At 70.3% G+C, this 12,256-nt stretch carries 10 protein-coding genes; 2 read left to right on the top strand and 8 right to left on the bottom strand.

Annotated features, from left to right (window positions below; all coding sequences use genetic code 11):
- Window position 1: 1 nt before the first annotated feature.
- Window positions 2–1,231, bottom strand: coding sequence for an MFS transporter (locus OHS58_RS08635; protein WP_328647817.1), 1,230 nt, complete (start codon window positions 1,229–1,231; stop codon window positions 2–4).
- A gap of 76 nt (window positions 1,232–1,307) precedes the next feature.
- Between OHS58_RS08635 and OHS58_RS08630 the strand changes: the two genes are divergently transcribed.
- Complete coding sequence (locus OHS58_RS08630; protein ID WP_326950376.1) at window positions 1,308–1,838, top strand: ArsR/SmtB family transcription factor; 531 nt, start codon at window positions 1,308–1,310, stop codon at window positions 1,836–1,838.
- Window positions 1,839–1,931: 93 nt separating this feature from the next.
- Here OHS58_RS08630 and OHS58_RS08625 read toward each other — a convergent pair whose 3' ends face one another.
- The 5 genes from OHS58_RS08625 to OHS58_RS08605 all read right to left on the bottom strand — a co-directional run bounded on the left by OHS58_RS08625 (window position 1,932) and on the right by OHS58_RS08605 (window position 7,410).
- A complete protein-coding gene (locus OHS58_RS08625) occupies window positions 1,932–2,702 on the bottom strand; it encodes a hypothetical protein (protein WP_328647816.1) in 771 nt (256 codons plus the stop codon).
- Window positions 2,703–2,846: 144 nt separating this feature from the next.
- Window positions 2,847–4,292 carry a glycoside hydrolase family 3 protein gene (locus tag OHS58_RS08620; RefSeq protein ID WP_328647815.1) on the bottom strand — a complete coding sequence of 482 codons (1,446 nt, stop codon included), beginning with the start codon at window positions 4,290–4,292 and terminating at the stop codon, window positions 2,847–2,849.
- A 3-nt stretch (window positions 4,293–4,295) separates the two neighbouring features.
- Entirely contained in the window at window positions 4,296–5,126 is an 831-nt protein-coding gene (locus OHS58_RS08615; RefSeq protein WP_247052525.1) for a carbohydrate ABC transporter permease, read from the bottom strand.
- Window positions 5,123–6,109 (bottom strand): carbohydrate ABC transporter permease, encoded by a 987-nt coding sequence (locus tag OHS58_RS08610; RefSeq protein WP_326950379.1) that lies wholly within the window; start codon window positions 6,107–6,109, stop codon window positions 5,123–5,125. Before OHS58_RS08610 ends, OHS58_RS08615 begins: the two co-directional genes overlap by 4 nt.
- Window positions 6,106–7,410, bottom strand: a complete 1,305-nt coding sequence (locus tag OHS58_RS08605) for a sugar ABC transporter substrate-binding protein (RefSeq protein ID WP_326950380.1) — start codon at window positions 7,408–7,410, stop codon at window positions 6,106–6,108. The genes OHS58_RS08610 and OHS58_RS08605 overlap by 4 nt, the downstream gene beginning before the upstream one ends.
- Window positions 7,411–8,245: 835 nt before the next feature.
- On the opposite strand from OHS58_RS08605, the gene OHS58_RS08600 reads away from it, so the two are divergent.
- On the top strand, window positions 8,246–9,565 hold the full coding sequence (locus tag OHS58_RS08600) for an MFS transporter (protein WP_328647814.1): 1,320 nt from the start codon (window positions 8,246–8,248) through the stop codon (window positions 9,563–9,565).
- On the opposite strand, the gene OHS58_RS08595 is transcribed toward OHS58_RS08600, so the two are convergent.
- Both OHS58_RS08595 and OHS58_RS08590 read right to left on the bottom strand, forming a co-directional pair.
- Complete coding sequence (locus OHS58_RS08595; protein WP_326952706.1) at window positions 9,543–10,088, bottom strand: FHA domain-containing protein; 546 nt, start codon at window positions 10,086–10,088, stop codon at window positions 9,543–9,545. The genes OHS58_RS08600 and OHS58_RS08595 overlap by 23 nt on opposite strands.
- Window positions 10,089–10,151: 63 nt before the next feature.
- Complete coding sequence (locus OHS58_RS08590; RefSeq protein WP_328647813.1) at window positions 10,152–12,251, bottom strand: (Fe-S)-binding protein; 2,100 nt, start codon at window positions 12,249–12,251, stop codon at window positions 10,152–10,154.
- Window positions 12,252–12,256 lie beyond the last annotated feature (5 nt).

Below are 12,256 nucleotides of genomic sequence, written 5' to 3'. Positions count from 1 at the left end.
CTCACGCGCGCACGGCTTCGCGTTCCGCGGCCGTGAGCGCGTTCTCCGTCACCACGAAGAGCCCGGCCACGACGGCGAACGCCAGCACGGCCATCACGGCGAACACCGCGTGCAGGCCGAGGGTCTGGGAGAGCACGCCGGCCGCGAGGGCGCCGAGGGACTTGGTGCCCCACGCCACCAGGCGGTAGCTGCTGTTGAGCCGGCCGAGCAGGCGGTCGGGGGTGAGGCGCTGGCGCAGGGACACCATGACGACGTTCGACATCACGATCCCCAGGCCGCCGAGGAAGAACCCGGCGGCGACGGCGACGGGGTTCGTCGTCACCGCGAGCACGCCGATCGTGAGGCCGCCGGCGAGCCAGGACACCCAGAGCGTGCCGATCCGGCCGATCAGGCGCTCCACCGGTTCGGCGAGGAACGACCCGGCGAGGCCGCCCGCGGCGTTGGTGGCCATCACCAGGCCGAAGGCCGGCTCGGACAGGCCCATCGCCGAGCCCGGGCCGACCGCGTAGAGCACGAACACCGCGAAGGTCGCGCCGGTGGCGAAGTTGAAGGTGCCGACCATGACCGAGAACGTCCGCAACACCTTGTGCCGCACCAGGAACCGCACACCCTCGGCGATGTCCGCGCGCAGGGTGGTGTGCCCGGGCAGCTCGATCCGGTAGGTCCCGCGCACCAGCAGCAGCGCGGCCACGGCCACCGCCCACAACGCCATCGGCGTCACGAACGCGGCGAGCATCCCGGCCGCGACGAGGAGCCCGGCCAGGGGCGGGCCGGCGAACTCGTTGGCCGTCTGCTCGGCGGCGTACATCCGGCCGTTGGCGGCCGAGAGCCGCTCGCGCCCGACGACCTGCGGGACGATCGACTGCGCGGCCGTGTCGTAGATGGTCTCGGCGAACCCGACCCCCGCGGCGACGGCGTACAGGGCCCAGATCGAGCCGCCGTCGAGGACGGTCATGAGCGTGACGACGGCGAGCAGCCCGCCGCGGACCAGGTTCGCGCCGAGCATCGCCCGCCGGCGGTCGAGCCGGTCGACCAGCGCGCCGGCGGGCAGCGCGAAAAGCAGCCACGGCAGGGTGAAAGCGAAAGCCAGCCCGGCGATCAGGGCCGGCGACCGCGTGTAGCCGACGGCCACCAGCGGCAACGCGACCTTCAGGACGCCGTCGGCGAGGCTCGACAGCCCCGCCGCCGTCCACAGCCGCCAATAGGTGCTGCCCAGGCCCTTCGTCTCCATGTGGTGGAGAATGACACATCGATGGGGAATTCTCCATCGATGTGCCGGAACTCGATCGATGGACTACGTTGCGTTCATGACCGAACCCCGCCGGCGGCGGCCGGCGACCCCGCGGGAGGCGAAGGCCCTCGGCCACCCGCTCCGCCTGCGGATCATGCGGATGTGCCTGGTCGAGGAGCTGACGAACAAGCAGCTCGCCGACCGCCTCGACCGCGATCCCGGCACGGTCCTGCACCACGTGCGCCAGCTGGTCGCCGCCGGCCTGCTGGAGCCGGCCCCGGTCCGCACGGGGACCAGCGGCGCGCTGGAGAAGCCGTACCGGTCGAACAACGAGACGTGGTGGCTCGACGGCCCGCTGGCCGGCGCCGACCCCGAGACGCGGTTCGCGCCGATCGAGATCTTCCAGGAGGAGCTGCGGGCGTCGGGCCCGGAGTCGGTGGCGGTGCACGAGAAGTTCCTGCTGCACCTGTCCCCCGACGAGGTCCGGGAACTGGACCGGCGCATCCTGGCGGTCCTGGACGAGTACGTGGCGACCGACCACGAACGCCTGGACCGCCCGGCCTTGGGCGGGATCTTCGTGCTGCACCACCTGAACCCCGGCAGCTGACCCGCTTTACCCGAAAGCCGTGAATGCCACATCGAGGGACCTAGTGTCCGTCAATGTGGCATTCACGGCTTTGCCGCGGTGCGCGTCAGGCGGTCAGTGGTTCACCTTGAACCACGGCTGCGACCAGCCGAGGTAGGTCTGGCCCCACTTGCTCTTGATCTGCGCGATCGTGGTCTCGGTGTAGGTGCCCGCGCCGTTGATGTCGTTCGACAGGAACTTGCCGCCACCGATGGAGATCATCGTGTGGCCCGAGCCGCCGTTGGAGAAGAACGCCAGGCCGCCGGCCGGGACGTCGGTGCTGCCCGCGTGCTTGTACTGGCCGGGGATCTGGGTCCAGTGCACGTACGCCGTGGTCGAGCCGCTCGCGGAGAAGCCGTAGTTCTGGGCGTTGATGCGGTCGCACCAGCCGTCGTAGGCCGGGTCGTTGTTGGTGTGCACCCGCGACTTCGCCTTGGCCACGGCCTGGGCGCACGTGTTCGCGTCGCCCAGCCCGGACGTCGAGCAGGTCGCCGCCGGCGGCGGCGGGACGTCGGTGCAGTCCGGCGCGATGCGGCCGTCGGAGCCGGTGTAGACGTAGGTGTCGGTGATAAATCCGCTCGGGACGTGATCCCAGATGTTACTTGTGCCGTACTTGCCGGTGACCGACTCGCCGGTGGTCTGGCAGTCGATGTCGACGGCGGTGCCGTCGGCGACCGTGCCGGTCGAGCTCGCGCCCGTGCTCGGCGCCGAGCGCACGGTCAGCGGCGCGCCCGAGTCGGTGTGCACCGTGCCGGTGGCCGCGAGCGCCGGGGTGGCGCCGACCAGCACGATCGCCGCGGCGATGCCGACCACCCCGGCCGCCCGCTTGCCGATGCGAATCCTCATGTGTCCGTCCTCCGTCGTTTTCGTTGTGCCGACAGAGTGACGAGCGCCGGTACAAGCCCCGTACAAACGCCCGGGCGGCTCGTGGAGATACGGCAAAAGGGACAGGCCCCGCCGGGAAGGCGGGGCCTGTCCGGTGAAGCGAACTCAGGCCAGGTACTCGGCCGCCGCGCGCAGGCTGACGTACGAGCCGCTGAACGTGTCCAGCCGCGGGCCGTCCCCGGTGAGCGGACCCGGCGCGCCCGTCTCGACGCGGATGAAGTCCACAGCAGACTCCCCCAGCGCCGCCAGCAGCTCCCGCACCCGCGGGTGCCGGTGCGCCTCGCGCGTCACGACGACGACGCTCGAGAACCCTTGCGCCGCTTCGAGGATCGTGTCGAGGTCGCCCGGGCCGGCGGTGATCGCCCGCGTCCCCGGCACCAGCTCGGCCAGGTGCGCGCCGAGGCCCCACGGCATCGGGCCGGCCGCGATGGTCGGCTCGGTCTGGACGTCCACCACCAGGGGCGGGCCGTCCAGCCGCGGTTCACCGGTGACGCGCAGGGCCTTGCGGGCCGCTTCCAGGCCGAGCCGCCGGTCGACCGGGCCGACCGTCGCCGGGGCCGGGTCGGTGCCCAGCGACGCCGTCCGCTCGGCCGCGTCCGCCAGCCGTTCGAGGGGCAGCTCCCCCGACGTCACCGCGGCCACGATCGCCGCGTTGATGGCGTCCAGGGCGTCGGCCTCGAAGGCCGCGCCGCCGATGCAGAGCGCGTCCGCGCCGGCGATCAGCGCCCGGACCGCCGAGTGGCCGAGGCCGTCGTGGCGGCCGTACGCGCCGGACACCGCACCCATCTCCAGCGCGTCGGTGATGATCGCGCCGGTGAAGCCCAGCTCGCCGCGCAGGACGTCGGTGAGCGCCACCCGGTTGAGCGTGGCCGGTTCGTCGCCCCAGGCCCGCACGACCAGGTGCCCGGTCATCACCGCGCGCACGCCGGCCCGGATCGCCGCGGCGAACGGGACCAGCTCGATCTCGCGCAGCTCTTCCGGCGTCCGCGGCAGCACCGGCAGCGCGACGTGCGAGTCTTCCGTCGCCGCGCCGTGGCCCGGGAAGTGCTTGGCGCACGCCGCGACGCCGTACTTCTGCAGGCCGGTGACGTACGCCGCGACGTGCGGCGACGCCTTCACCGGGTCGGACCCGAACGCCCGGACGCCGATGATCGGGTCCTCGGCCGCCAGGGTCAGGTCCGCGCACGGCGCCAGGTTGATCGTGACGCCGCAGGCCGCGAGCCGTTCGCCGAGCGCGGCGGCGACCGCCGTGGTCAGCTCCGGGTCGTCGGCCGCGCCGAGGGCCAGCGGCCCCGGCACGAACGACCCGGTGTTGACGTCGAGGCGGGTGACGTCGCCGCCCTCCTCGTCGATGCCGACGACGACGCCGTCACGCTCGCCCCGCAGCTGGGCGGTGAGCGCGGCGACCTGCTCGTCGTCGACGACGTTGCGGCCGAACAGGATCACCCCGCCGAGCCCGTCGGCGACGCGGCTGCGCAGCCAGCCGGGTGCGGTGGTCCCGGCGAACCCGGGCAGGAGGACGGCCTCGGCGAGTTTCTCGGGTGAAGACAACAGCTACCCCTTCACGGCGCCGGCGGTCACGCCGGACACGAGCTTGCGCTGCACGATCAGGAAGAACACCAGCGCCGGGATCGCGTAGATCACCGACGCGGCCATCACGCCGCCCCAGTCGGTGGCGAACGCCGTGCGGAACGACGCCAGCCACACCGGCAGCGTCTCCTTCTGCTTGTCCCTGATGAACACCAGGGCGAACAGGTACTCGTTCCACGCCGTGATGAAGCTGAACACCGACGTCGTGACCAGCCCCGGCCCGAGCAGCGGCAGCGTCACCCGGCGGAACGCGCCGGTCTGGCTGCAGCCGTCGATCATCGCGGCCTCTTCCAGCTCGTACGGGATCCCGTTGACGAAGCCGTAGAGCATCCAGACCGTGAACGGCAGCGTGGTGGCGAAGTAGATCAGCAGCAGCGACGGCAGCGTGTTGAGCAGCCCGGCGTCCCGCATCAGCAGGAACAGCGGGATGAACAGCGCCGACACCGGCGCCAGCTGCGCCACCATGACCAGGACCAGGAAGCCCTTGCGGCCGGTGAACCGCAGCCGCGAGAGCGGGATGGCCGCCAGCGTCCCCGCGACCAGCGCGCACAGCACCGACCCGACCGTGACGATCAGGCTGTTGAGCAGGTAGGTCGGGAAGTTGTCCTTGGTCAGCGCGGTGGCGAAGTTGCCGAAGGAGAACGACGTCGGGATCAGGTCGTACTTGGGCGAGAGGATCTCACCGGGCGTGCGCAGCGACGTGACGAACATCCAGTACGTCGGGAAGACGACCGCCAGCGCCACGAGGAGGCCGACGACCGAGAGCACGATTCGCTGTGACAGCGACTTCTTCACGCCAGATCACCTTCCTTGGTCCGGGTGAGCAGCTGGATGTACCGGCCGGTGATGAGGGCCAGCACGATCAGCATCAGCGTCGCGATCGCGCCCGCCGCGCCGAAGTGGTTGCCCGCGATGCCCTTGAGGTACAGCACGACGGCCAGCGTGGTGCTCCCGCCGTCCGGGCCGCCCTCGCGGATCGCCCAGATCTGGGCGAAGGCGTTGAAGTCCCACAACACCGACAGGAAGGTCACCATGGTGGTGATCGGCCGGATGGCGGGCCAGGTGACCGCGCGGAACGTCTGCCACGGCCCGGCGCCGTCGATGCCGGCGGCCTCGTACTGCTCGCGCGGGACGCCGATGAGCCCCGCGTAGAGCGAGAACGTCACGAACGGCACGGCCTGCCAGACGATGAGCAGCCCGATCACCGACAGCGTGCTCGGGCCGCTGGAGAACCAGGAGAACCCGATGAAGCTGTGGAACCCGAGCCGGTCGAGGGTCTTGTTGAGGATGCCGTACTGCTCGTCGAAGATCCACTGGAACACCGTGGTCGTCGCGATCACCGGGGTCGCCCAGGCCAGCACGAGCGTCACCTGCACGATGATCCGCACGACCGGGTCGAGGTGGCGCATCAGCACGGCCAGCAGCAGGCCACCGAGGATGGTGGCGGCCACGATGGACGCGGTGAACACCAGCGTCCGGACCGTGATGGTCCAGAACTCCGGGTCCGACAGCGTGTTGGTGTAGTTGTCGAAGCCGATCCACACGGTCTTGCCGGAGATCAGCTGGCCGATGTCGAGCTTGCGGAAACTGATCGCGAGCACCTGGACCAGCGGCCAGGCGAGCAGCACGAGGATCGCGGCGAGCGCGGGCAGGAGCAGCAGGTACGGGAGGATCCGGTCGCCGAACCGGCCCTTCCTGCGCTTCTTGGCCCGCGTGGCGCGCGGCGATGCCGGCGGGGTCGCCCCCGCCGGCATCGTCACATTGGCGGTCGCTGTCATCCGCCGATGAGCTTGTTCAGCGCTGCGTTGGCGTCGGCGGTCGCCTGGTCGAGCGTCTTCTTGCCGGTCAGGTACGCGGTCAGCATGTCCTTGACCGGGTTCTGGCCGGACTCCACGTCACCCCACTTCGGGCTGGCCGGCACGGCCTTGCCGTTGGTGGAGGCCTTCGCCATCACGGTGCCCAGCGGGTCCTTGTCCAGGCCGGTCAGGTCGGTCGACGTGCCGGGCACGACGCCCGCGGCGGCCAGCTGGCTCTGGTACTTCGGGCTGGAGAGCAGCTTGATGTACTCCTTGGCGGCGGCCACGTTCTTGCTGTTGGCCGGGATCGCCAGGTTGGAGCCGCCCAGGAAGACCGGGGCGCTCTGGCCGGCGGTCTTGCTCGGGATCGCGAACGCGCCGGTCTTGGCGGTCAGGCTCGGGTCCGTCTTGGCCGCGGTCGGCAGCTCCCACGGAAGACCGATCATCATGGCCACCTTGCCGGCACCGTAGACGGTCGCCTGCTGCGGCTTGGCCTCGTCGGCGTCCTTCGGCGCCTTGGTGCCGGAGGTGTCGACGAGCTTCTTGTAGAAGTCCAGGCCCGCCTTCGCGCCGGCGCTGTCCAGCGTCGCCTTGAAGTTCTTGCCGTCGGCCTGGGCGATGTCGCCACCGTTGTCCCAGATGAACGAGAGCAGCGCATACCAGTTCTGGCCCGGCATGTACAAGGGCTGGAAGTCGGGGTCGGACCCGAACTTCGTCTTCAGCTTGGTGATCGCGTCGATCCACTCGTCGTTCGACGTCGGCGTCTTGGTGATGCCGGCCTGCTCGAACATGTCCTTGCGGTAGATGACCTCACGGTTGGCCGCGTAGAACGGGACGCCGTAGGTCTTGCCGTCGTAGGCACCCGAGTCCGCGAGGCCCTTCAGCCACTGCGCACCGTTGAAGCTGTCCTTGTCGGCGGTCAGGTCGGTCAGCACGCCGTCCTGCGAGGCGAACGCCGCCGTCTGGGTGTTGCCGATCTCGATGACGTCCGGCGGAGCGCCACTCGCCAGCGCGGTGGTCAGCTTCTGCTGGATGCCGTCCCACTGCTGGACTTCGTACTTGACCTTGGCGCCCGGGTGGGCGGCCTCGAACTCCTTGTTGAGCGCGTCGGTCAGCGTGGCCGGCGCGGAACCCGTCATCAGCCAGACCGTGACGTCCCCGGTGATCTGCGCGGGAGCACCGCTCGACGAAGCGGCGGTGTCGGTGCCGCTGGAACCCGCGCAGCCCGCGGTCACGAGGGTCAGTGCGGCGGCGCCCGCCGCCAGCTTGAGCCAGCGTTTCACTCGTTGCCGTCCTTTCGATGCCCGGCCACGGTGGCCAGGCGCCCCAAATGGTGTAGACCAATGTTGGGGTTAGAGTGGTACGTACCACAGGCCCTGTCAAGGCGGTTGCCAAGACGTTGTAATCGCTCCAGGCACTCTGACGGGGAGTAGTCGCACCGTTACCGGCGCCGGGGAGAAAGGTGACGGAAGTCGCCCGAATAGGGAGGCGTCCCGGACGTTTTTCACCGGCCCGAACGGGTATTCCGCCACGCCGGAATATCGCGGCACGGGCGAAAGAAAGCCGCCCCGGGAGCACCCCGGGGCGGCGGTTCGGCGAGCGTTTCGACTGGTGGGACCAGGTGTCGCCGGGCGCGGCGCGCGGCCGTCCGCACCGGCGCGTCTTCGCCACCGAAACCGCTGATACGCCGGACCACGTCGCAGAACACGCGCGCGCCCGCGAGCGCGGAAGAAATGCGGGTACTGGCCGTGTTCGTCAGGGTCGTGCGGCACCGGGTTCGCGCGTAACGCGGCATTCCGGGCGGCCTGCAGCGCGACCATGCCTCGGGCGAGAGCACCCCTTCGGGTTGGTGTACGAACCAGTGCGTTCAGAGTTACCGACCGGCGAACCGCACTGCCGCGCGGTGCCGGGCGACCCGGTGATCGACTACTTGACCGCTCGCTGACGCTTCCGGCCCCACCCCGCGCACCGGCAAGCCTCCCGGCGACGAGCCACCCGAAAAGGATCTCTTGACACTCAGGGCACCTTCTCGCACTCTGTGTTAACTAACCAGATCGTACATTGGCACCGCTTCCCCGCCGACTCTGAGCAATGAAGCACGGACGTCAGGAGCACCCCGTGACCGCATCGATGCCCCGCAAGGCGGCGCTGGCCGCCTGGATCGGCAGTGCGCTCGAGTACTACGACTTCTTCATCTACGGCACCGCCGCCGCACTGGTGTTCAACAAGGTCTTCTTCCCCGCCTCCTCCCCCGCGACCGGCACCCTGCTCGCGCTGGCCACGTTCGGCGTCGGCTACGCCGCCCGGCCGGTCGGCGCGTTCATCCTCGGCCACGTCGGCGACCGCTTCGGCCGCAAGCGCGTCCTGGTCTTCACCCTGCTCCTGATGGGCTTCTCGACGTTCGCCGTCGGCTGCCTGCCCACCTACGCCACCGTCGGCGTGCTCGCGCCGATCCTGCTGGTCGTTCTCCGCCTGATGCAGGGACTTTCCGCGGCCGGCGAGCAGGCAGGCGCGAACTCGATGTCGCTCGAACACGCTCCGGAGCGACGTCGCGCGTACTTCACCAGCTTCACCCTGAGCGGCACGCAGGCCGGGCAGATCCTGGCCACCGCGATCTTCCTGCCGGTCGCCGCGCTCCCCCAGGCCGACCTGCTGACGTGGGGCTGGCGGATCCCGTTCTGGTGCAGCGCGGCCGTCGTGGCCGTCGGGTTCGTCATCCGCCGCAAGCTCGACGAGACCCCGGTGTTCGCCCGCACCGACGTCGCGAAGCTGCCGGTGGCGGTCCTCTTCCGCACGCACTGGGCCGACGTCCTGCGCGTGATCGTCGCGGCGACGATCGCCTCGGTCAGCACGATCTTCACCGTCTTCGCGCTGAGCTACGCGGTCAACACGATCGGCCTGGCGCGCACCCCCATGCTCTGGGTGGGCGTTCTCGCGAACATCGTGGCCCTGGCGGCGATCCCGCTGCTGGCGCGGCTCGCCGACCGGGTCGGCCGCAAGCCGGTGTTCATCACCGGCTGCATCGCCTGCGGAGTGCTGATCTTCCCGTACCTGTGGTCGATCTCGATCGGCTCGTACGCGCTGCTGTTCGTGCTCGGCATCGTCCTGTTCGGCGTCGCGTACTCGGGCGTCAACGGCGTCTGGCCGTCGCTCTACGGCGAGATGTTCAGCGCCCGCGTCCGCCTCTCGGGCATGGCGATCGGCACCCAGATCGGCTTCGCGGTCGCGGGTTTCGCCCCGAGCGTGGTCGCGGCGATCGGCTCCGGCAAGTCGGACTGGCTGGGCGTCTCCATCTTCACGGCGGCGGTCTGCGTGGTGGCCGCGACAGCCGCCGCGACGGCCCGCGAGACCTACCAGGTGCCGACGGCGGAACTCGGGAGCAAGACCCCGGCGGACACCACGAAGCCCGCGGTCGTCACTTCCACTGTGGACGGTTAGCCAGCACCAGCCCGAGCACCGTCACCACGACGCCCACGGTCAGCAGGGTGCCGCCCAGGCCCACCTCCGGTCCGGCCGCGAAGTACCGGAGCAGCCTGGACGCACCCAGCCCGAACCCGGTCACCACCAGGACCGGCCCGAGCACCAGCGCCACCCGGCCGGTCCCCGCCGTCCGGGCCACCTTCGAGAACACCGGCGGCGCGGCCTCATCCGCCGGCGCGGTGTCGCTGTAGACGGCGGTGATCGGCCCGAACTCCAGCCGGTCGCCGTCGCGCAGCAGCCGGGCCCGGCCCGGGGCGAGCGCGTCCCCGTTGACCCGGGTCCCGGCCCGCGACCCCGCGTCGGCCACCCACGTGCCGCGCGCGTCGCGGCGGAGCCAAGCGTGCCGCGGGCTCACCCGGTCCGAATACAGCCTCAGGTGCGCGTCCGGCCCGCGCCCGACCAGCCACGAGCCGCGGCGCACCGCCAGTCTCGCCACGGCGCCGCCGACGGTCTCGACCGTCGCCGCTTCCCGTTGTCCCATCGCCCCTCCCACCGTTCCCCGACTCCGGACAGAGCCGGGAAACGGGCGGAAGATACGTGAAGGTCAGGGTTTCGGCGCGGCCTCCGGGGCCTTGACCCGCTCCAGCAGCAGCTGGGCGACGTCGCGGACGTCGACGTTCTCCGCTTTCTGCTCGCTCTGGCGCTGGACCAGCCCGTCGGTGAGCATGGAGCGGCAGAACGGGCAGCCGGTCACGATCGTCTCGGCGTCGGTGGCGATGGCCTCGTCGACGCGCTCCAGGTTGATGCGCTTGCCGATCTGCTCTTCCATCCACATCCGCGCGCCGCCCGCGCCGCAGCAGAGGGCTCGATCCGCATGGCGGGGCATCTCCTCGAGCTTGGCGCCCGTCGCGCCGACCAGCTCGCGCGGGGGTGTGTAGACCTTGTTGTGGCGCCCGAGGTAACACGGGTCGTGGTAGGTCACCTTGGGGCCGTCCTCGGCGGCCTTGACGGGCGTCAGCTGGCCGCCGCGCACCAGGCGGTTGAGCAGCTGCGTGTGGTGGACGACCTCGTAGTGCCCGTCCAGGTCCGGGTACTCGCGGCTGAGCGTGTTGAGGCAGTGCGGGCACGTCGTGACGATCTTGCGCAGCCGCGGCTCCCGGCCCTCGAACACGGCGTTGAGCGTCTCCGCCGTCTGCTGGGCCATCATCTGGAACAGGAACTCGTTGCCCGCGCGCCGCGCCGGGTCGCCGGTGCAGGACTCCTCCTTGCCCAGCACGGTGTACTTCACGCCGGCGATGTGCAGCAGCTCCGCCGTGGCGCGGACGGTCTTGCGGGCGTTGTCGTCGAACGCGCCCGCGCAGCCGACCCAGTAGACGTACTCGACGTCGTCGGCCAGCTCGCCGTCGAACACCGGGACGTCGAACGGGAGGTCCTTCGTCCAGGCCAGCCGCTCGGAGTTGTTCTGGCCCCAGGGGTTGCCCTTGGTCTCCAGGTTCTTGAAGAGGCCGCCGAGCTCGGTCGGGAACGCCGACTCGATCATCACCTGGTAGCGGCGCATGTCGACGATGTGGTCGACGTGCTCGATGTCCACCGGGCACTGCTCGACGCACGCGCCGCAGGTGGTGCAGGACCAGAGGACGTCCGGGTCGATGACGCCGTTGTCCGCTTCGGTCCCGACGAGCGGGCGCGCGTCCGCGTGCTCCTCGCCGCTGAGGATGTAGGGCGCCTCCTCGAACATGTTGTCGCGCAGGCCCATGATGAGCAGCTTGGGGGACAACGGCTTCCCGGTGTTCCACGCCGGGCACTGCGACTGGCAGCGGCCGCACTCGGTGCACGTCGAGAAGTCCAGCAGGCCCTTCCACGTGAAGTCGCCGATCTTGCCGCGGCCGAAGGTGTCGTCCTCGCCCGGGTCCTCGAAGTCGATCGGCTTGCCGGCGGACTCCATCGGCAGCAGCGGGCCGAGCGCGTCCGGCAGCCGCTTGGCCGAGACGTTGATCGGCGCCACGAAGATGTGCAGGTGCTTGGAGTAGAGCACGATCGACAGGAACACCAGCATGACGCCGATGTGCAGCAGCAGGCCGACCGTCTCGAGCACCTCGGTCGTCGTGTGCCCGAGCGGTTCGAGGAGGTTCCCGACGCCGAGCGAGACGTACGCGCCCGAGTCGTACGGGAAGTTGCCGGACGCCGAAGACGAGCCGCGGAAGAAGAACATCGTCCAGACGACGTTGAAGATCATGATCAGGATCAGCCACGCGCCGCCGGTGTGCGAGCCGTAGAAGCGCGACGCCCGGTCCTTGCGCTCGGGCGCCTGCCGGATCCGGATCACCGCGAACACGCCCAGCGAGACGGCCACCATCACGGCGATGAAGTCCTGCAGGAAGCCGAGCACCGCCCAGTGGCCGATCCACGGGATGGCGAACCGTTCGTCGAACAGCGCGCCGTACGCCTCGAGGTACACCGAAGCGAGGATCACGAAGCCCCAGAACGTGAACAGGTGCGCCAGGCCGGGCACGGACCACTTCAGGAGCTTGCGCTGGCCGAACACCTCGCGCACCTGCGCGAAGACGCGGGCGCCCAGGTCGTCGGAGCGTTTGGTGTCGGGCTGGCCCGCCTTGATCAGGTGGTACAGGAAGACCACCCGCTTGCCGGCGACGGCGAGACCGACGACGGTCATGAGCAGACCGAGGATGAGGCGAACGAGCACGAGTC

Source organism: Amycolatopsis sp. NBC_00348 (genome assembly GCF_036114655.1).
Classification (GTDB): domain Bacteria; phylum Actinomycetota; class Actinomycetes; order Mycobacteriales; family Pseudonocardiaceae; genus Amycolatopsis.
This window is presented reverse-complemented; position numbering and strand designations above follow the sequence as displayed.